Source organism: Nocardioides sp. Z40_12 (assembly GCF_058215795.1).
Map to the genome: position 1 here is coordinate 115,991 of NZ_JBZAJA010000008.1, position 18,475 is coordinate 134,465.

Genomic DNA, 18,475 nt, shown 5'->3' on the forward strand with positions numbered 1-18,475 from the left:
GCCGAGCGACGTGTTGCTTCTCCAGCTATGAGTCGCCGAACCAGTCGGCGGCCACGGAGAGAGGTGAAGTGATGGCGACACCCATCGGCATCCCGGACGACTGGGACGACAACAACCTGATCTTGTTCGAGGAGTTCTGCGAGCTCATCCGCACGCCGCAGCGCACCGTCCGCGACTGGCGCCGACGCGGCGTCGGCCCACGGTGGACCCGCTTCCAAGGCGTCGGCCGGCTCTACATAACCGTCGCCGAGGCCCGACGATTCCTCGCCTCGGCCACGGTCTCGCGAGCCGAGGTGCGTTCCGATGGCTGAGCGTCGCGCGGTCCCCGTCTACCTCAGCCTTGAGGAGGCAGCCGAGGCCATGTCGGTCTCGGTCAAGACCATCCGGCGCTGGATCGCAGCCGGCACCCTGCCGGCGTACCGCTGCGGCAAACGCGCCATCCGGATCAAACTCGAAGACCTCGAGGCCGCGCCTAGGCAGATTCCCACCACGCGAGGATGACAGCAAGGCTCTAGAACTGACGACTGCGGATGCGCGAGACGTTCCACGGCCACATCAGTCGGTGCGCTACGCTCGCGACGTGGCGACTTCCCGAAGGGGCGAAGGCTTTGGCTGACCCCCGGTTCAGCAGCCCGCCTGTCAGGGGCGTGGACCTGACGGTCTACTTCGAACCTGTCCAAGGTCTACAGGTAAGCCACTTCTCCGCCCTTCGAGAGGCTTGGCGAGCCGAGTACTCAGAGACAGCAGAGCTCCCTCCTTTGCGCCCGCAAAATCGAGGCGGCGACGAGACGTCCGTGCTTCGCGTCGACCAAGCGTGGCCGTTTCCGTACCTAATGTTCGGGAGTTCCGACAACTCAGGGACCGTCGCGTTCCAAAACGATCGCCTGGTCCGATCGTGGCGGTTCACTGAAGGCAACCAGTATCCGGGGTTCGAGCAGCTGTCTAGCGACCTCTCCTCCAGGCTGGACCAGTTCGCAGGCGTGGTGAAACAAGAGACGGAACAGCAGTTAAGCGTTGTTGGTGCTGAGTGCCACTATCAGAACCGCCTTGATGATTCGCTGGGTGCAAGTTCGCTCTTGGGCTTCCTGACGGGCTGGCGTCCAGGCTTGCCTGAGGTTGCGCTTAAGACTCGGTACTCTGGCTTGCGATTGCACATGTGCGATGACGACGAGCTCAACGGTTGCGGGCTTTGGGTAAGTGTTGACGTAGACGAAGACGGCGTGAACTTGATGATGAACACCGAAACGGATGGTCCCGCTGAGGGAATGCGGTTGGGTGGGCTCGACAAAGCGCATGATCTACTCATCAAGAAGTTCGTCGAGATCACTAGCGAAGAGATGCAACAGCAATGGGGGAGGCAAGGATGAGCATGCACTCGGAGCGTCACCAGCAGATGTGGCAACCGCGCCATCAGGTCAAGCCCCAGACGTGGGTTCATCTGTCTCCCTCAGTTGCTAGCAAGCGCCAGACGTGGAACTCCCCCGCCTACGCGCACGCCATCCAGGAATTGCAGCAACTTGCGGCTGATCTGCTTGCCGTTTCGGAGCCGCAGCCTTCACCGGCGGCGCGGTTCTGCATGCTGGACGTACTTCGTGATGTCCTCGCTACAGACTCTGTCTACCCAGCGCTTTCAGGCGATGGCGAGGGTGGACTGATAGCCGAATGGCGAGCGGACAACAAGATCATCGAAATCCATACAGCGGACAACGGTGAGACCGATTTCCGCGTGCGTCTTCGTCGCGGCGCGACGCTGTACGAGGGCACGTCCACAGTTCAGCTGCGCCGCCACCTGCGAGACATGACAGCCCTTGTGAACTCGGTCAATCCGGGCTGGCGGTTGCTGTTCAGCCAAGGGGCCGCGCCCCGTTCCGCGTGAATGCCGAGTGGCACTGGGACGATCGTGAGGCTGTCCCAGACGAGGACCTGCTGTTGAGAAGGGTTCGACGAGTCCCGGACTGCGTGGTGCGGAACCTCACCACGAAGACCGCCGAACTAAAGTCGGGCGCTCTCATCTTCGATGACGGCGATGGTATGTCCGTCCATCGCGACTCGGTTCGGAGCGAACTACAGGTTCCTAGGGTCGACGTGTGCGACTGGGATCGGTACCACGCTGTTGAGTTTGAGACAGCGGTCGTCCGCAGCGCCCGAAAGTCTGAAGGCGCGGAGACGTTTCAAGTCGGAGGAGTCGTCCATCACGATGACGACGACGATGAGTTGATGGGTAAGGCGCATGCGTTGGTGCGGACTCGCTCGGCCGCGCAGCCCAAAGCTGAGAAACGGGCGATCAGGGACCGCATCATCGACTCATATCGGTGGGTGCCGGAAGACCCCAACTGCCCCGAGGGGTAGGCAATGAAGAGCGCGACGGAGTCATGACTTAGTTCAGCGACTTCCCCGGAGCGCTTCGCGATTGCTACACCGACCCGAGGTGAGCAACAAGGGGTTCGATTTGGAGCGAATTCGAGGCAGACGTCATCGCCGCGACTCCGTCAAATCGACGACAATTCGCTCCAGACTACGATCGACTCTTGCGCCAAGCCTCGTACGTCGCACCGATCTTCTCGGCAAGCGACCTGTCGCGGTCGAGGGTGGCGTGCTGGTAGATCGCCATCGCGGTTTGGGAGGCGTGGCCGGCTCGGGCCTGCAGTTCGGCGGCTGTCGCCCCGTGCTGGCCAGCGAGGGTCAGTGCGGTGTGCCGGAGATGGTGGATAGTCAGGTCCGGGCGGCCGGCAGACTCTCGAGCAGGGCGGTAGCGATCCATCAGGTACCGGACACTCATGTGGTCTGTGCGGTCACCAGGAAAGAGCAGACCGGAGGCTCCCGCAGCACAATGCTCGAGCAGGTGCTTCTGCAGCATGGGCAGGAACGGCGGCGGCACATGCACGACGCGCACACCGCTGGCCGTCTTCGGCGTGCTGATGACCCTGCCGCACTCGCGGCAGGCGCCGCTGGCCCCGGGTATGACGTCCTTGTCGACCTTTCGGGTGACGCTGATGCGGTCGCTGACTCCGTCGACGTCGGAGCGTCGCAGCTCCAGCAGCTCGCCCTGACGGAGGCCGACGAAGCCGGCAAGGACGATGAGCAGCCGTAGCCGCTCGGGCATGTCATCCACGATTGTGGCGAGCTCGTCGAGTGTGGCGGGGACGGCGACTCTCTTCACTCGAGCTGAGCCGGCGCCGCGGATCTTGGGGGGCGCGCGGAAGATCAGCTCTTCCTCCTCGGCGGACTGGAGGATCGCTCGGAGGAGCCGGTACGCGGCGGCGTTGCTGGACTCGGTGACGGGATCGAGCGAGGCGCGCCATTGCTTGATCTCTGAGAGCGTGACCTCGGTCAGCGGCATCACACCGAAGTACGGAAGAATCCGAGACTTCAGCAGCAGCCGATAGTTTCGCTGAGTCGTCGGCCGCAGCCCCCGCTCGTTCAAGAAGCGCTCGGCGAACGAGCCGACCGTGTTGCTGGTCGCGGCAGCCTGCCGCTTCGACTCGGCCGCCTGGCGCGCCGCCGGCGGAGTCCACTGCTCCCGGTCGATGAGGAGCCGCTCGGCGACCAGCCACGCCTCGGCGTCCATTTTGGTCGTCAGGGTCCGTGAGTGGCGGATGCCGTCGGGCATCGCGTAGCGCGCCCGGTGCGTGACCTTCCCGGCCGCGCTCACCCGCCGCTCGACCTCGCCGAAACCGCGTCGCCTGGTCATGCTGGAACCCTTCTCCGGACCCGATTCCTAACCCCCTGCTGGGTTATCAACGGGAGTCCCTGTGGGGGACTGGTGGGGGAAAGAATGGCCCCTGTGGGGGAATTCTGTCCACTCTCGTCCCGCATTTCCGCAGGTCAGAGCCATAGTGCGCCTGCTCAGAGTCGATTTGCAAGCAGGGGGTTAGGGGTTCGAGTCCCCTAGGCTCCACTGAAAGGCCTGGGGGCTCCACCCCGGGCCTTTCTTCATTTTCGGGGCCTTTCGGGGTCCAACCCCCCTGCTCACTCTGGTCGGGCCGTGGGGGGAGGGGGAAGCGCCGTGCGTTTCTGGGCCCGACGGCCTCTCAGCCCTCGGCCGGGCTGCCGGCCCCGCGTGCCTCGGCCGGGCCGCCGACCAGAGCGTCCTCCTCGCGGGACTCCCCGGCAGCCCGAGCGATCCGCTCCCGGCCCCACGCCTTCCACGCCACGACGCTGGTCACCACGACGGTGAGGAGGATGAGGACGATGTCGACGGCCAGCGGCAGGCCGCCCATGCTGGAGATGATGGTGATCCCGTTGGTCAGGATGACCAGGCCGCCGACCAGCGTGCCCATCGGGGCGTGCGGGAGCTTGCCGGCGAGCCGGGCCGCGATGGGCGCCATCGCCACACCGCCCAGGCACAGGCCCAGCACGTAGAGCCACGGGATGTCCTGGTGGGCGATGCCGACCAGGAAGCCGGCGGAGACCGAGATGGCGACCATGAACTCCGCCAGGCTGACCGTGCCGACGACCTTGCGCGGCTCGTGGGAGGTCACTGTGAGCAGGCTCGGGGTGACCACGGGGCCCCAGCCACCGCCGCCGGTGGCGTCGACGAAGCCGCCGAGCAGGCCGATCGGGGAGAGCCAGCGGGCGGTGCTCCCGTTCTTCGGGGTGCGGATGACGCTGCGGTCGAAGCCGAACTTCAGGAAGATCAGGACACCGAAGAAGATCAGCAGCCCCGCCATCCAGGTCTTGGCCGAGGCGAGGCTGATGTTGGTCAGCACCACCGCCCCCAGGAAGCCGCCGACCATGCCGGGCAGGGCGATGCGGACCAGGACGCCCTTGTCGACGTTGCCGACCTGCCAGTGGGAGAGCCCGCTGACCAGGGTGGTGGGCAGCTTGGCGGCGTGCGTCGCCGCGCTCGCGGTGGCCGGCGCGACGCCGAGGAAGAGCAGGACCGTGGCGGAGGTGACCCCGAACCCCATCCCCAGGGTGCCGTCGACCAGCTGGGCGAGGGCACCTGCGACGGCGAAGGCGGCGATGAGGAGCATGAAGGGATGCCTTTCAAGCAAAGTCCATTAACTCACTAGAGTGTGCCTGATTGGTGGTCGCACGTCCACTCCCCGCGGCCCGGCGAGGCGTGGCCTCGGTCTCAGCCCGCGGGGCCCCTTCGAGCCCGGCGAAAGCCCCGCTTCGGCCCGCCGCCTACGCTCGTGACGTGCTCTCCCACCCGCTGTTGCGCCCCGTCGCGTGGGGCGCTCACCTGCTCGCCGTCGTCCTGGTCGCCACCGCGGTCTGGCTCGGTCTCTGGCAGATGGGGTCCTGGCAGGAGCAGCGCAGCGACGCCGCCGTGGGGCGCTCCGAGCTGGCGCCCGTGCCGCTGGCCGACGCCCTGGGACCCGACCAGCCCTTCCCCAAGTCCGAGGTCGGGCGGCCGGTGAAGGTCGAGGGGACCTGGGTCCCCGAGGGCACGGTCGTGGTCTCCGGCCGGCGCCAGGACGGGGAGGACGGCTTCTGGGCGGTCACCCCGCTCGCGGTCGAGGATGCCGACCACCCCGCGGCGCTCCTGGTGGTGCGCGGGTGGTTCGCCGACCTCGACCGGCTCCCCGACCCTCCCCGGGGTCGCGCGGAGCTCACTGGCTGGCTCCAGCCGCCCGAGGGCAGCACCGGCGTCACGGACGAGGACCGCACCGACGACGTCCTGCCCCAGCTGCGGATCGCCGACGCCATCCAGCACGTCGACCAGGACCTCTACGGCGCCTTCCTGGTCCTGGACCACTCCGGCGAGGTGCCGAGCGACGCGGTGCAGGGCCTGGTCCCGGCCGACCTCGCCCAGCTCCCCGAGACCGCCCGGACGACGGGCCTGCGCAACCTGCTCTACGGCATCGAGTGGTGGGTCTTCGCGGCCTTCGCCGCCTTCATCTGGTGGCGCTGGTGCGCCGACGAGGTGGCCCGGGCGCGCGCCGCCGAGACCGACCCCGAGACCGACCCCGAGACCGGCCCCGAGACCGGCCCCGAGCCTGACTCCGAGACCGTTCCCGAGTCCGGGGACACCGGCGGCGAGCCGGGCGTGGGACCCGTCGGCGGACCCGGCGAAGAGGCCTCCGGCACCCTTGCCGGCGGCCGGTAATCTCGGGACCGTGAAAGCAGCACTCACGCGTTACCGGGTCATGGCCTGGGTCGTCGGCGTCCTCCTGATCGTCCTGTGCCTGGTGGGTGTCCCGCTGTCCAACTTCGACGGGACCTCGATGTGGGGGTTCGTCCCCACCACGCCCAACTGGTTCGACGAGGGCAGCCGGGCCGACGAGCTCGGCGAGTTCATCACCGGCTGGCTGGGCACCCTGCACGGCTGGCTCTACATGATCTTCCTGATCTTCGCCTTCTCGCTGGCGCGCAAGGCCAACTGGAGCCTCGGCTTCATGGTCGTGACGCTCCTGATGGGCACCGTCCCGGTGCTCTCCTTCTGGTCCGAGCGCCGGGCGACGGCCAAGGTCCGGGCCGAGTTCGCCGACGAGCTCGCCGCACCGCCGGCGCCCCGCGAGCGGGTCGGTTAGCCGGCGGTGACCACGGCGTTCGTGCTCGGGGGCGGAGGGGTGCTGGGCGCCGTGGAGGTGGGGATGCTCCGCGCCCTGCTCGAGCGCGGGATCGTCCCCGACCTGGTGGTCGGCACCAGCATCGGCGCCCTCAACGGCGCGCTGGTCGCGCAGGATCCGACGCCGCCGGTCGTGGAGCGGCTCACCCGCCTGTGGGTGGCCGCCGCGCGCAACCGCGAGGTCTACGGCGACCGGCCGCTGCGCACCGTCCGGCGTGCCCTCGTCACCCGCACCCACGTCTACTCCTCCCGGCCGCTGGCCCGGTTGCTGCGCGAGGAGCTCGGGGACGTCACCTTCGAGGAGCTCCCCGTCAGGTTCCAGGTGTGCGCCTCCCACATCGAGAGCGCGGCCGAGCACTGGTTCGACTCCGGCCCGGTGGTCGACGCGGTGGTCGCCAGCGCCGCGGTGCCGGGGCTGCTGCCCCCGGCCAGGATCGGCGAGGAGCACTACCTCGACGGCGGCCTGGTCAACTCCGTCCCGGTCGGCCGGGCCGTCGAGCTGGGGGCGACCCGCGTCTTCGTGCTCCAGGTCGGTCGCTTCGACCGGCCGCTCACCGCGCCCTCCACCGCCCTCGAGGTGGCCCGGGTCTCCTTCGAGATCGCCCGGCGGCACCGCTTCGTGCGCGAGATGGCCGCCCTGCCGGACGGGGTGGAGGCCCACGTGCTGCCCGCGGCCGGGACGTCGCCGCGCGACGACTCGCTGCTGGCCCACCGTGACTTCGCGAGCGTCGAGGCGCGGATCGCCGCGACCTACGAGTCGGCGCGCGACTACCTCGCCCAGAAGCTCGCGTGAGGACGCGCCGGTGAGCCCCCGTCGGGCCTGGGTGCTGCAGCGGTTCCTGGTCGCCCCCGTCGTGGTGGGCGCCGCCGTGCTGGCCTGGATCTCGCTGCCGTTGTGGCTGATCGCCGCCGCGATGCTCTCACCGCTGCTCCCGGGCCGGTGGCGGCTGCTGCGGATCGCCTGGCTCGCCCTGCTCTACCTCAGCGCCGAGGCGCTGCTGCTGGTGGTGCTGCTGGCCTTCTGGCTGGCCAGCGGCCTGGGTCGCACCATCCGTTCGCCCTACTGGGCGGGCATCCACTACGAGCTCGTCGAGGGGCTCCTGGTCGTCCTCTTCCGGGAGGCGCGGCGGGTGCTGGCCCTGCGCATCCGCACCGACGGCCCCGACCCCTCCCGGTCGCCCGACGCCCCGGTGCTGGTCTGTTGCCGGCACGCCGGACCCGGCGACTCCTTCACCCTGATGTACGCCCTGATGCACTGGTACGCCCGCGAGCCCCGGGTGGTGCTCAAGGACACCCTGGCCTGGGACCCAGCGATCTCGGTGCTGCTGCACCGGCTGCCCGCGCGCTTCATCTCCACCGGGGGCGGTGCCGAGTCCGAGGCGCAGGTCGCCGCGCTGGCCCGCGACCTGGACGTCGACGACGCGTTCGTCATCTTCCCCGAGGGCGGCAACTTCACCCCCGCGCGCCGGGAGAAGGCCATCGCCCGGCTCCAGGGGCTGGGGCTCCACCGGATGGCCGCTCGCGCGGAGGCGATGATCCACGTGCTGGCCCCGCGCCCCGGCGGCTTCCTGGCCGCCCTGGACGCCGCCCCCGAGGCCGACGTCCTGATGGTCGCCCACACCGGGCTCGACCACCTGCTGACCGTCGGCGACGTGTGGCGCGAGCTGCCGATGGACAAGGAGATCGTGATGCGCTGGTGGCAGGTGTCGCGCGAGGAGATCCCCACCGAGCACGAGGCGCGGATCGAGTGGCTCTTCGCCTGGTGGGAGCGGATCGACGAGTGGGTCGAGGAGAACCGCCCCGGGGACCGGACGCCGACGCCCCGCTGAGCCGGGCTCAGCGGGGCGTTGCGGAAGTCGGGACGGCCGCCTCGACGAGCCGGAGCCCGCCTGCGACCTGCGTCCCGGAGACGTCAGGGACGGGGGGCGTCGCCGGGGACGTCGCTGAGGTCGACCACGTCGGCGGGGGCGTCCGGGGTGGTCGCGGCGTGCGGCTCGGCCGAGGCGTCGGCCAGGGCCTCGCCCGGCTCGGAGCCGACCACGTCCTCACCCTCGCCGGCGGCGTGCGCGCCGCCGACCGCACCCACGCCGGCCGCACCGGACGCGCCGGCCGGGGACGGCGGCGGGGTCGGCACGTAGGAGCTCTGCCACTTCTCCTCCTTGCCCCCGCGCAGCTTGCTGAAGAGGGCGCCGCCGGCCGCCAGGACCAGCGAGACCAGCAGCAGCTTCTTGAGCTTGCCGCCCTTCTTGGGCTGCTCGCCCCGCAGCGCGGCGGACTTCTCACCGGCCACCTGCTTGACGGACTCCGCCTTTTCGGCGGCCAACGCGGCCGCCCGGGCGGCGGCGGCGCCGGCGGCGACCGAGGCCTTGCCGGCCGCGACCTGGGCCTTCTCCGCAGCGACGACCGCCTTGTCGGCCGCGACGATCTTGCCCTGGGTGACGTAGGGCGCAGCCTGGGTCCGCGCGTCCTGGGCCGTGGTGCGGGCGGTCACCAGAGCCGCCTCGACCTGGGGCCGGACCTGCTCGGCGACGTCCTGGGCCTTGATCTGGGCCTTCTCCAGCAGTGTCTTCTGCCTGCGGATGTGCATGTGATCAACCTTTCTGAGGTGTTTTCCCATCTCACCATGCCCGCCGTGGACGGGGCCAGGGCTCTGGTCGCGCCTCGGACCCTTTGGGGGGCGTGGGAAGATCGGGCAGCAACTCCATGTGTACCCACTTGAGCGAGAGGCAGTCATGGCTGACCTGAAGGCCACCCTGAAGACGAACAAGGGTGACATCGTCATCAACCTGTTCCCGAACCACGCCCCGGAGACCGTCGAGAACTTCGTCGGGCTCGCGGAGGGGACCAAGGAGTACCGGGACGACGCCGGCCGCTCCGGCGAGCGTTTCTACGACGGCCTGACCTTCCACCGGGTCATCGACGGCTTCATGATCCAGGGCGGCTGTCCGCTGGGCCGCGGCACGGGTGGTCCGGGCTACACCTTCAAGGATGAGGTGCACCCCGAGCTCGTCTTCGACAAGCCCTACCTGCTGGCGATGGCCAACGCCGGGCCGGGCACCAACGGGTCGCAGTTCTTCATCACCGTGACCCCCACGCCGCACCTCAACATGAAGCACACCATCTTCGGCGAGGTCGCCGACCAGGCCTCGCGCGACGTGGTCGACGCGATCGCCAAGGCTCCCACGGGGGCCATGGACCGCCCCAAGGAGCCGATCGTCATCGAGTCGGTCGAGATCTCGCGCTGACGACTCCGGCCACCTCCCCCCTGTGAGCGAGCCGTCCGTCCCCGCGACCGGGGTGCCCGTCTGCTACCGGCACCCCGGTCGCGAGACCTACGTCCGGTGCCAGCGGTGCGATCGCCCGATCTGCCCGGACTGCATGCGGGACGCGGCCGTGGGCTTCCAGTGCCCCGAGTGCGTCGCCGAGGGCGCGAAGTCGACCCGCAGCGGCCGGGCCGCCTACGGCGGGAGCCGCTCCGCGAACCCGGCCCAGACCTCCCTGGTGCTGATCGGCATCAACCTCGCGGTCTGGGTCAGCGTGCTGGTCACCGGCGGGCGGGACTCGTGGCTGGCCTCCCGGCTGATGCTGCTGCCCCAGGGGCGCTGCGCGCTCGAGGGGTCGCCCACCAGCTACTTCCGCGGCGTCGGGGAGGACGCGTGCGCGTCGGTGCCCGACACCTTCTGGGCCACCGGACTCGCCGACGGGGCGTGGTGGATGGCGGTGACCCACGGCTTCGTCCACATCGACATCTGGCACGTGGCGCTCAACTGCCTCGGGCTGTGGGTCCTCGGGCCGGCGGTCGAGGCGGCCCTGGGCCGGGTCCGCTTCCTGGCGGTCTACCTGCTCTCCACGCTGACCGGGGGCGCCACCGTCTTCTGGCTGGCCGACCCCGGCGGCAGCACCCTGGGTGCCTCCGGCGGCGTCTTCGGCCTGATCGGCGCGCTCGCCGTGCTCTCCTTCAAGGTGGGCGGTGACCTGCGCGGCGTCCTCACCCTGCTGGCGCTCAACCTCGTCTTCACCTTCACCTTCCCCGGGATCTCCTGGGAGGGCCACCTCGGCGGGCTCGCCGGCGGCGCGCTGGCGACCGCCGTCTTCATCTGGGCCCCCCGAGGCCCGCGCCGCGCCGCGTGGCAGTGGGCGGGCGTCGGGCTGATCCTGGTGGCTCTGGCGGTCGCCTTCGCGACCCGCGCGGCCGTGCTCGGCTGAGGTCCCGCTCTCTCCACAGGTGGGGAGAACCTGTGCATAACTACACGCGTGTAACTCTCCACAGGTCTCTCCCCAGATGTGGAAACACCCGGGACCCCCACGGGGTCCCGGGTGCTGCGCTCATGCCGCGGGTGCGGCCTCGGCCAGGAGGCCGGTCACTCCCACTTGGTGGCGTAGGTGAAGCCCACCGCCATGAAGGCGATGCCGACCATCAGGTTGTAGTTGCCCAGGTCGTTGAGCACCCACAGGTCGGAGAGCTTGTCGCCGCTGAAGATGTAGAAGACGCAGATCCAGACCAGGCCGAGCAGGAAGCAGGTCAGCATCCCGACCACCACGCCGTTGCCGCGGCCCAGGGGGGAGGAGGGGGACGACGCCAGCGCGAGACCCAGCATCAGGGCGCCGAAGCCGATCGCGTAGTTCCACTTGCCCAGGTCGGCGAGGAAGGCCGGGCCGCCGGGCTCGGCGGGGGGAACGGCAGTCGGGTCGACCCGCACCACCACGTAGTAGTAGGCGATCCAGGCGATGCCGCCGGCCACCAGCAGGATCGCGAGCATGAAGGCCCAGGGGACGGATCGGCCCTTCCGCTCGTCGGTCGACTGCCGGTTGGCGTTGGTCTTGGACACCGTGGGTGCTCCTCGTGGATTGTTGGTGGGCGAGGCTAGCGTAGTCGCCATGGAGCCCAGGACCGACGAGTCCCCCGAGCGGCGGGGATGGCGGGTCGGCACACCCCTGGTCATCCTGCTCAGCGGCGTGCTCTTCGCGGTCAGCGCGGGCAACAGCGAGGGTGCCGACCTGCGTCCCTCCCGCTACACCGACCTCGCCTCCTTCGTCGAGGCGGAGTCCGACGAGGCCAACGCGCTCACCGCCCGCTTCGCCGAGCTCACCGCCGAGAACGAGGCGCTCACCCAGAGCCTCGGCGACCGGACGGTCAACCGCTACAACGCCGAGATCGACCTCCTCGAGGACCCGGCCGGCCTGACGCCCCGCTCCGGGCCCGCGGTGACCGTCGTCCTCGACGACGCGCCACCCGAGCTGCTGGAGCAGGCCACCACCGAGACGGTCGACGAGCTGGTGGTGCACCAGCAGGACCTCCAGGCGGTGGTCAACGCGATGTGGAAGGGCGGTGCCACCGCGGTCACCCTCCAGGGTCAGCGGATCATCTCCACCACCGGCATCAAGTGCAGCGGCAACACCGTCCAGCTCCAGGGCGTGCCCTACTCCCCGCCCTACGTGATCACCGCGATCGGCGACCAGCTCGACATCCTGCGGGCCCTGGAGGGCGACGCCTACCTCCAGGCCTACCGCTCCGCCGCCCAGGACCCGTCGGTCCTGGTCGGCTGGGACGTCAAGGTCGAGGACTTCAAGACCGCCCCCGCCTACGAGGGTCTCCTCGACCTCAACTACGCCAAGCCGATCGTCGACTGACCCGGAACCGGCGTGGCCGAGGTCGACGTAGGGCTCGGACTCGTTGGCTAGCCGGTCGGACCTTCGGGCGGCGGCGGAAGCGTCGGCGTCGGGACCTCGGTGGGCGGCAACGGCGTCGGGACCTCGGTCGGGATCTCGGTCGGCGGCAGCGGGGTGGGGGTGGGCTCCTCGACCGGCTCCTCGTAGACCGAGACGTAGATGACGACCGTGCTGCCCTCGGGCGCCTCGCGACCCGCCTCGGGGGTCTGGCGCACCACGGTGCCCCGGGGCTCGGTGGTCTCGGTGGTCTCCACGACCTCCGGCACGAACCCGGTGTCGATGACCACCTTCTCGGCCGCGCGGCGGCGCATCCCGACCAGCTGGGGGATCTGCTCGGGCCCGTCGGAGAAGAAGAGGGTGACCACGGTCCCCTCGGGGACCTGCTCACCGGCGGCCGGGCTGATCTCGACCACCTGGCCGGCCGGCTCGTCGGACTCCCGCTCCTCGAACTTGACCTTGAGCTTGCGGTTGCGCAGCACGTCGCGGGCCTCCCGCCGGTCCTGGCCCACCAGGAAGGGGACCTCCACCATCGGGGCACCGGTGGAGACCACGAAGCTGATCGTGGACCCCTCCTCGACGTAGACGTCGTTGGGCTCCTGCCGGATCACCTCGTCGGCCGCGGCGTCGGTGGACGGCTCGTGGTCGACCCTGCCGACCACCAGGCCGGCGTCGCGGATCTCCGCGCGGGCCTCGGACTCGCTGAGGCCGATCAGGTCGGGGACGCGCACCTCCTCGGTCTCGTCGGCGAACAGCCTCGGGATCACGTAGGCGGCCAGCGCGATCACCAGCAGGGCGACCAGCGCGATCACCACCAGGGGCCCCTTGCGGGTGCGGGAGGCCTGGGGCGGGAGGCCGGGCGGGGCCGGGGCCACCGCGGTCGGGGCGGTCGTCGCGGGCACCGGGGCGGTGGGCGGTGCCGGGACCGGGGCCGCCTGCACCGCCTGCCCGGCGAGGTAGCGCTCGATGTCGGTCCGCATCGCCGCCGCGCTCTGGTAGCGGTCCTCGACCCGCTTGGCCAGCGCCTTGAGCACGATCGCGTCGATCTCGGGCGTCAGGTCGGGGTCGTGGACCGACGGGGGCTGGGCCGGCTCGCGGACGTGCTGGTAGGCGACGGCGACCGGGCTCTCGCCGACGAACGGCGGCCGGCCGGTGAGGAGCTCGTAGAGGAGGCAGCCGGTGGAGTAGACGTCGGACCGGGAGTCGACCGTCTCGCCGCGGGCCTGCTCGGGGGAGAGGTACTGCGCGGTGCCGACCACCGCCGCCGTCTGGGTCATCGTGTTCGCAGCGTCCGAGACGGCCCGGGCGATGCCGAAGTCCATCACCTTCACGTCGCCGCTGGGGGTGAGCATGACGTTGCCCGGCTTGATGTCGCGGTGGATGATGCCAGCCCGGTGGCTGTAGTCCAGGGCACCCAGCACGTCGCTGGTGATCTCCAGCGCACGCTCGGGCAGGATCTTGCGGCCCTCGCGCAGGATGTCGCGCAGGGTGCGCCCAGCGACGTACTCCATCACGATGTAGGGCTGGGAGACCCTGCCCTCGGGCGAGCCGTCCTCGGTCCACTCCTCGCCGGTGTCGTAGACGCTGACGATGGAGGGATGGTTGAGCGAGGCCGACGACTGCGCCTCCCGGCGGAACCTGGCCTGGAACGTGGCGTCGCTGGCCAGGTCGGTGCGCAGCCTCTTGACCGCGACGGTGCGGCCGAGCCTGGTGTCGGTGCCCTTGCGGACCTCGGCCATGCCGCCGCGGCCGAGCAGCTCGCCCAGCTCGTAGCGGCCGCCGACGACGGTCGGCCCTGCCTTGCTCATCAATCGCCTCTCGGGGTGGGGTCGAACGCGTCGTCCGGCGACGCGGGGGTCTCTTCAGCGGTGGGGGCCGTGGGCTCCGGCGTCGGGGTCGGCGTCGGGGTCGGCTCGGGCGTGGGGGTCGGGGTCGGCTCGGGCGTGGGTGTCGGGGTGGGGGTGGGCGTCGGGTCCTGGGTCGGGGTGGGCTCCTGGGTGGGAGTCGGCTCCTGCGTCGGCTCCGGCGCCGAGCCCCAGTAGGCCACCGTGACCCGGTCGCCGCGCGCCAGCGAGCCCGTGGGGTTCACCGAGATCACCTCGCCGGCGGTCTCCTCGCCGGGGTTGGTCCGTTCGTCGCGCACCACCTGCAGCCCGAGCCGGGAGAGCTCGCGGGCCACCTCGCGCACGTCGCGCCCGACGTAGTCGGAGGCCCGGACCACGACCGACTCGTCCTCGGTGGCCTCCTGGGTCGGCGAGGGGCTCTGCGACCGGGCGGGCCGGACCGGCTCCTCGGGCTCCTGGTCGTCCTGGGTGAGCCACCACCACGCGGCTCCCCCCAGCAGGGCCAGCAGCAGCACCCCGGCCACGGCGAGCGGCCACGAGGGGCGCCCCTGCTCCGGCTGGGCGGGCAGCTCCCCGGTCGCCGGCGGGCCCACGGTCGTCGCGGTGGTGGCGGGCAGCACCCCCGTCGGGGCGACGTCGCCCGGCGGGGGCAGCACGGTGGTCAGCGGCTCGTGGACGGGCACCGTGCCGGCGTAGGCCACCGGGTCGCGCAGCGCGGCGGCGAAGGCCGCCCCGTCGGCGAACCGGTCCTGGGGGTCCTTGGCCAGGGCGCGGCGCACCACCGCGGCCAACGGGCGCGGCACGTCCTCGGGCAGCTCGGGGACCGGCTGCCTGAGGTGGGCCAGCGCGGTGGCGACCGGGCTGTCGGCCTCGAACGGGCGGCGTCCGGCCAGGCACTCGAAGGCGACCACGCCGAGCGAGTAGACGTCGGAGGCGGGGGTGGCCCGGCCCCCCTCGGCCTGCTCGGGGGAGAGGTACTGCGGGGTGCCCATCACCTGGCCGGTCTGGGTCAGCGCCATCCCCTCGGCCGCCCGGGCGATGCCGAAGTCGGTGACCTTGACCCGGCGGTCGGGGGTGACCAGCAGGTTGGCGGGCTTCACGTCGCGGTGCACGATGCCGGCCCGGTGGGCGACGCCCAGGGCGTCGCCGACCTGGGCGAGCAGGTCGCGGGTGACGTCGGGATCCAGGGGGACCCCCGAGCGGAGCAGCGCCGAGAGCGGCTGGCCCTCGACCAGCTCCATCACCAGGAAGGGGCGGGCCGCGCCCGACCCGTCACGGGTGCCGGCCTCGCCGAAGTCGTAGACCGCCGCGATGCCCTGGTGGGCCAGGGACGCGGCGTGCCGGGCCTCGGTCTCGAACCGGGACCGGAACGTCGCGTCGTCGGCGTACTCGGCCTTCAGCAGCTTGACCGCCACCGGCCGCTCGAGCACCGTGTCGGTCGCCCGCCAGACCTCGCCCATGCCGCCGGTGGCGATCCGGGAGTCGAGGCGGTACCGGTGCGCGTCGTCGACCCAGCGCTCCGGGCCGGGGCCGCCCGGGCCCTCCATGCTCTGGGTGGGGGGCTCGTCGTGGTCGCTCACTGGGTGATCACCGCTTCCATCACTGCCTTCGCGATCGGCCCGCCGAGGCGGCCGCCTGCAATCTCGCCGCGCGGGATGTCGGCCTTCTGGATCATCACCGCGACCGCGACCTGGGGATCCACGGCCGGGGCGAAGGAGACGAACCACGCGTACGGCGGCACCTCGGGCTGGCCGCTCTGGGCCGTCCCCGTCTTGCCGGCCACCGAGACACCCGGGATCGCCGCCGGCGAGGCGGTGCCGCTGTCGACCGTGGCGACCAGGAGCTCGGTGAGGTCCCGCGCGGTCGAGGAGGAGACGGCCTTGTTCAGCTCCTTCGGCTCGGTCTGGTCGAGCACCTGCAGGCTGGGGGAGCTGACCTTGTCGACCAGGTAGGGGGTCATCACCGAGCCGCCGTTGCCGATCCCGGCGGCCACCATCGCCATCTGCAGCGGGGTGGCCGCGACCTCGAACTGGCCGATCCCGGTCTGGCCGAGCTGGGCCTCGTCGAGCTGGGTGGGGAAGACCGAGGTGGCCTGCGGCAGGTCCTCCAGGTACTTCTTGTTGAAGCCGAAGGCTTCGGCCTGCTCGATCATCCCCTCGGCGCCCACCTCGACGGCGAGCGCGGCGAAGGTGGTGTTGCAGGAGTTCTCCATGGCCTGGGTGAAGGGGATCGGGCCGGTGCCGCAGGAACGGCCCTCGTTGCCGATCAGCCCGGTCTCGTCGCTGGTCAGCGGCAGCTGGTAGGTCGCGCCGCCCGGGACCTTCGAGTCGGCGGTGTAGCCGGCGTGCTCCATCGCGGCCGCGGCGGTCACCAGCTTGAAGACCGAGCCGGGGGGCAGGCGGGTGCTGGTGGCCCGGTTGAGCAGCGGGTCGCCCGGGGCCTCCTGCAGCTCCTTCTGGGCCGCGGTCACCTCGCCGAGCCGGTGGCTGGCCAGCCGGTTGGGGTCGTAGGTGGGCAGCGAGACCATGGCCAGCACCTTGCCGGTCGACGGCTCCAGGGCGACCACGGCGCCCTCCACGTCGCCGGGCAGCGCGGAGAGGCCGTCGAAGGCGGCCTGCTGGGCGGCCGGGTTGATCGTCGTCTGGACGCTGCCACCCTGGGGCTCGGTGCTGCTCAGCATGTCGATCAGCCGGGTCACGAAGAGCCGGGAGTCCTCGCCGGAGAGCACGTCGTTCTCGCTGCGCTCCAGCCCGGTCTGGCTGAAGTAGGTGAAGGCGCCGGTGATCGGGGCGTACAGGAACGGCTTGGGGTAGACCCGCTGGAACTCGTACTTGTCGTCGGAGGGCACCGACTCCGCGATCGCCTGCCGGCCGACCAGGATCGCGCCGCGCTCGCGGGAGAAGGCGGCCTCGATGATGCGCCGGTTCTGGGGGTCCTCGGCCAGCTCGCCGGCGCGCCAGTACTGGAGGTAGCTGGCGTTGACCAGCAGTGCGAGGAAGAGGAGCAGGCAGAAGCCCGCGACGGTCCGGATGGGCTTGTTCATCGCAGTCTCACCACCTGGGTCGCGTCGTCGTCACCGGTTCCCGCGGCCTGCGGGGAGAGGTCCGGCGGAGGGCGCCGGGCCTGGTCGGAGATCCGGGCGATCAGGGCGATGATGACCCAGTTGGCCACCAGGGACGAACCGCCGTAGGAGAGGAACGGGGTGGTGAGGCCGGTGAGCGGGATCAGGCCGGTGACGCCGCCGACGACCACGAAGACCTGCAGCGCGAAGATCGAGGCCAGGCCGGTGGCGACCAGCTTGCCGAAACCGTCGCGACAGATCAGGGCGGTGCGCAGGGCGCGCTCGACGATCAGGCCGTAGAGCACCAGGACGGCCATCACGCCGGTCAGGCCGAGCTCCTCGCCGATCGCGGCGATGATGAAGTCCGACTCCGCCAGCGGGATGCGGTCGGGCCGGCCCTCGCCGAAGCCGCGGCCGATCAGGCCGCCCCAGCCCATCCCGAAGAGTCCTTCGACCAGCTGTCCGGAGCCGGGGGTCTTGTCGTAGTAGGCCATCGGGTCGAGCCAGATGTTGAAGCGGTTGCGGACGTGACCGAAGAGCTGGTAGCCGGCGAAGGCACCGACGGCGAACAGGCCGATGCCCACGATCGGCCACCCGGGCCGCTCGGTCGCGACGTAGAGCATCACCAGGAAGAGGCCGAAGAAGAGGAGGCTGGACCCCAGGTCGCGCTGGAAGACCAGGATCCCCAGGCTGACCAGCCACATCATCAGGATCGGCCCCAGGTCGCGGCCGCGGGGCAGGTCCAGGAAGAGCAGCCGGCGACCGGCCAGCGCGAGCGCGTCGCGGTGCAGCACCAGGTAGCCGGCGATCCCCACCACCAGCAGCACCTTGGCCACCTCGCCCGGCTGGAAGCTGAGCGGGCCGAGCCGGATCCAGATCCGGGCGCCGTAGATCTCCCGGCCGAGCCCCGGCACCATCGGCAGCAGCAGCAGGATCACCGCGACCAGCGAGCTGGTGTAGGTGAACCGCTGCAGCACCCGGTGGTCGCGGACCAGCACCAGGGTGGCGACGAAGAGGCCCACCCCCAGGGTCATCCAGATCAGCTGCTGCTGGGCGAAGTCGTGGGACCGGCCGGCCGCCTCCTTGGCCAGGTCGAGCCGGTAGATCACCGCGAGGCCGAGCCCGTTGAGGGCGGCCACCACCGGCAGCAGCACCGGGTCGGCGTACGGGGCGAAGAAGCGCAGGGTGAAGTGCGCGGCGAGGACCAGCACGGTCAGCCACCCGCCGTAGCCGACCAGGTTGACCGGGACCTCGCCGTCGACGCCGAGGCCGACAGCCGCGTAGGCGCCGATGCCCACCACGAGCGCGAGCACGAGCAGGAAGAGCTCCGCGCCCCGCCGGCGGCGGTGCACGAAGCCCATCAGGGCACCTGTCTGGCTCATCTCG

At 70.8% G+C, this 18,475-nt stretch carries 19 protein-coding genes; 11 read left to right on the forward strand and 8 right to left on the reverse strand.

All coding sequences use genetic code 11. The features are described from left to right. Positions 1 to 71 precede the first annotated feature (71 nt). Genes AC4BG9_RS15465 through AC4BG9_RS15480 form a run of 4 tightly spaced genes read left to right on the forward strand, consistent with a single transcriptional unit; the run spans position 72 to position 1,876 of the window. Positions 72 to 311: a PLC family EF-hand domain-containing protein gene (locus AC4BG9_RS15465; protein WP_490572004.1), complete on the forward strand. Its 240-nt coding sequence runs from the start codon at positions 72 to 74 to the stop codon at positions 309 to 311. Next, the gene (locus AC4BG9_RS15470; protein ID WP_490572005.1) at positions 304 to 501 is read left to right on the forward strand and encodes a helix-turn-helix domain-containing protein; all 198 of its coding nucleotides are present in this window, start codon (positions 304 to 306) and stop codon (positions 499 to 501) included. The genes AC4BG9_RS15465 and AC4BG9_RS15470 overlap by 8 nt, the downstream gene beginning before the upstream one ends. 29 nt (positions 502 to 530) lie before the next feature. Further along, on the forward strand, positions 531 to 1,367 hold the full coding sequence (locus AC4BG9_RS15475) for a TIGR04255 family protein (protein ID WP_490572006.1): 837 nt from the start codon (positions 531 to 533) through the stop codon (positions 1,365 to 1,367). After that, positions 1,364 to 1,876, forward strand: coding sequence for a hypothetical protein (locus AC4BG9_RS15480; RefSeq protein ID WP_490572007.1), 513 nt, complete (start codon positions 1,364 to 1,366; stop codon positions 1,874 to 1,876). The genes AC4BG9_RS15475 and AC4BG9_RS15480 overlap by 4 nt, the downstream gene beginning before the upstream one ends. A 639-nt stretch (positions 1,877 to 2,515) precedes the next feature. Here the strand turns inward: AC4BG9_RS15480 and AC4BG9_RS15485 are convergent. Further along, on the reverse strand, positions 2,516 to 3,691 hold the full coding sequence (locus tag AC4BG9_RS15485; protein ID WP_490572008.1) for a tyrosine-type recombinase/integrase: 1,176 nt from the start codon (positions 3,689 to 3,691) through the stop codon (positions 2,516 to 2,518). A gap of 340 nt (positions 3,692 to 4,031) precedes the next feature. Next, entirely contained in the window at positions 4,032 to 4,976 is a 945-nt protein-coding gene (locus AC4BG9_RS15490; RefSeq protein WP_490572009.1) for a sulfite exporter TauE/SafE family protein, read from the reverse strand. 167 nt (positions 4,977 to 5,143) lie between these two features. Between AC4BG9_RS15490 and AC4BG9_RS15495 the strand changes: the two genes are divergently transcribed. Genes AC4BG9_RS15495 through AC4BG9_RS15510 form a run of 4 tightly spaced genes read left to right on the forward strand, consistent with a single transcriptional unit; the run spans position 5,144 to position 8,346 of the window. Next, positions 5,144 to 6,055 carry an SURF1 family protein gene (locus tag AC4BG9_RS15495; protein WP_490572010.1) on the forward strand — a complete coding sequence of 304 codons (912 nt, stop codon included), beginning with the start codon at positions 5,144 to 5,146 and terminating at the stop codon, positions 6,053 to 6,055. A 10-nt stretch (positions 6,056 to 6,065) separates the two neighbouring features. Then, the gene (locus AC4BG9_RS15500; RefSeq protein WP_490572011.1) at positions 6,066 to 6,479 is read left to right on the forward strand and encodes a DUF3817 domain-containing protein; all 414 of its coding nucleotides are present in this window, start codon (positions 6,066 to 6,068) and stop codon (positions 6,477 to 6,479) included. A gap of 6 nt (positions 6,480 to 6,485) precedes the next feature. Beyond that, positions 6,486 to 7,310 carry a patatin-like phospholipase family protein gene (locus AC4BG9_RS15505; RefSeq protein ID WP_490572012.1) on the forward strand — a complete coding sequence of 275 codons (825 nt, stop codon included), beginning with the start codon at positions 6,486 to 6,488 and terminating at the stop codon, positions 7,308 to 7,310. Between the two features lie 10 nt (positions 7,311 to 7,320). Next, the gene (locus AC4BG9_RS15510; protein ID WP_490572013.1) at positions 7,321 to 8,346 is read left to right on the forward strand and encodes a 1-acyl-sn-glycerol-3-phosphate acyltransferase; all 1,026 of its coding nucleotides are present in this window, start codon (positions 7,321 to 7,323) and stop codon (positions 8,344 to 8,346) included. A gap of 83 nt (positions 8,347 to 8,429) precedes the next feature. On the opposite strand, the gene AC4BG9_RS15515 is transcribed toward AC4BG9_RS15510, so the two are convergent. Then, positions 8,430 to 9,104, reverse strand: a complete 675-nt coding sequence (locus AC4BG9_RS15515) for a hypothetical protein (RefSeq protein WP_490572014.1) — start codon at positions 9,102 to 9,104, stop codon at positions 8,430 to 8,432. Positions 9,105 to 9,249: 145 nt separating this feature from the next. On the opposite strand from AC4BG9_RS15515, the gene AC4BG9_RS15520 reads away from it, so the two are divergent. After that, positions 9,250 to 9,762, forward strand: a complete 513-nt coding sequence (locus AC4BG9_RS15520; RefSeq protein WP_490572015.1) for a peptidylprolyl isomerase — start codon at positions 9,250 to 9,252, stop codon at positions 9,760 to 9,762. A 22-nt stretch (positions 9,763 to 9,784) separates the two neighbouring features. Then, positions 9,785 to 10,723 (forward strand): rhomboid family intramembrane serine protease, encoded by a 939-nt coding sequence (locus AC4BG9_RS15525; protein ID WP_490572016.1) that lies wholly within the window; start codon positions 9,785 to 9,787, stop codon positions 10,721 to 10,723. A 155-nt stretch (positions 10,724 to 10,878) separates the two neighbouring features. Here AC4BG9_RS15525 and AC4BG9_RS15530 read toward each other — a convergent pair whose 3' ends face one another. Beyond that, positions 10,879 to 11,346, reverse strand: a complete 468-nt coding sequence (locus tag AC4BG9_RS15530) for a cell division protein CrgA (RefSeq protein WP_490572017.1) — start codon at positions 11,344 to 11,346, stop codon at positions 10,879 to 10,881. Positions 11,347 to 11,395: 49 nt separating this feature from the next. On the opposite strand from AC4BG9_RS15530, the gene AC4BG9_RS15535 reads away from it, so the two are divergent. After that, the gene (locus AC4BG9_RS15535; RefSeq protein ID WP_490572018.1) at positions 11,396 to 12,148 is read left to right on the forward strand and encodes a DUF881 domain-containing protein; all 753 of its coding nucleotides are present in this window, start codon (positions 11,396 to 11,398) and stop codon (positions 12,146 to 12,148) included. A gap of 47 nt (positions 12,149 to 12,195) precedes the next feature. Here AC4BG9_RS15535 and pknB read toward each other — a convergent pair whose 3' ends face one another. Genes pknB through AC4BG9_RS15555 form a run of 4 tightly spaced genes read right to left on the reverse strand, consistent with a single transcriptional unit; the run spans position 12,196 to position 18,471 of the window. Beyond that, the gene (gene pknB / locus AC4BG9_RS15540) at positions 12,196 to 13,992 is read right to left on the reverse strand and encodes a Stk1 family PASTA domain-containing Ser/Thr kinase (protein WP_490572019.1); all 1,797 of its coding nucleotides are present in this window, start codon (positions 13,990 to 13,992) and stop codon (positions 12,196 to 12,198) included. After that, complete coding sequence (locus AC4BG9_RS15545) at positions 13,992 to 15,608, reverse strand: serine/threonine-protein kinase (RefSeq protein ID WP_490572020.1); 1,617 nt, start codon at positions 15,606 to 15,608, stop codon at positions 13,992 to 13,994. The genes pknB and AC4BG9_RS15545 overlap by 1 nt, the downstream gene beginning before the upstream one ends. Then, positions 15,605 to 17,071 carry a peptidoglycan D,D-transpeptidase FtsI family protein gene (locus tag AC4BG9_RS15550; protein WP_490572021.1) on the reverse strand — a complete coding sequence of 489 codons (1,467 nt, stop codon included), beginning with the start codon at positions 17,069 to 17,071 and terminating at the stop codon, positions 15,605 to 15,607. The genes AC4BG9_RS15545 and AC4BG9_RS15550 overlap by 4 nt, the downstream gene beginning before the upstream one ends. Next, entirely contained in the window at positions 17,068 to 18,471 is a 1,404-nt protein-coding gene (locus AC4BG9_RS15555; protein WP_490572022.1) for an FtsW/RodA/SpoVE family cell cycle protein, read from the reverse strand. Before AC4BG9_RS15555 ends, AC4BG9_RS15550 begins: the two co-directional genes overlap by 4 nt. Between the last annotated feature and the right edge of the window lie 4 nt (positions 18,472 to 18,475).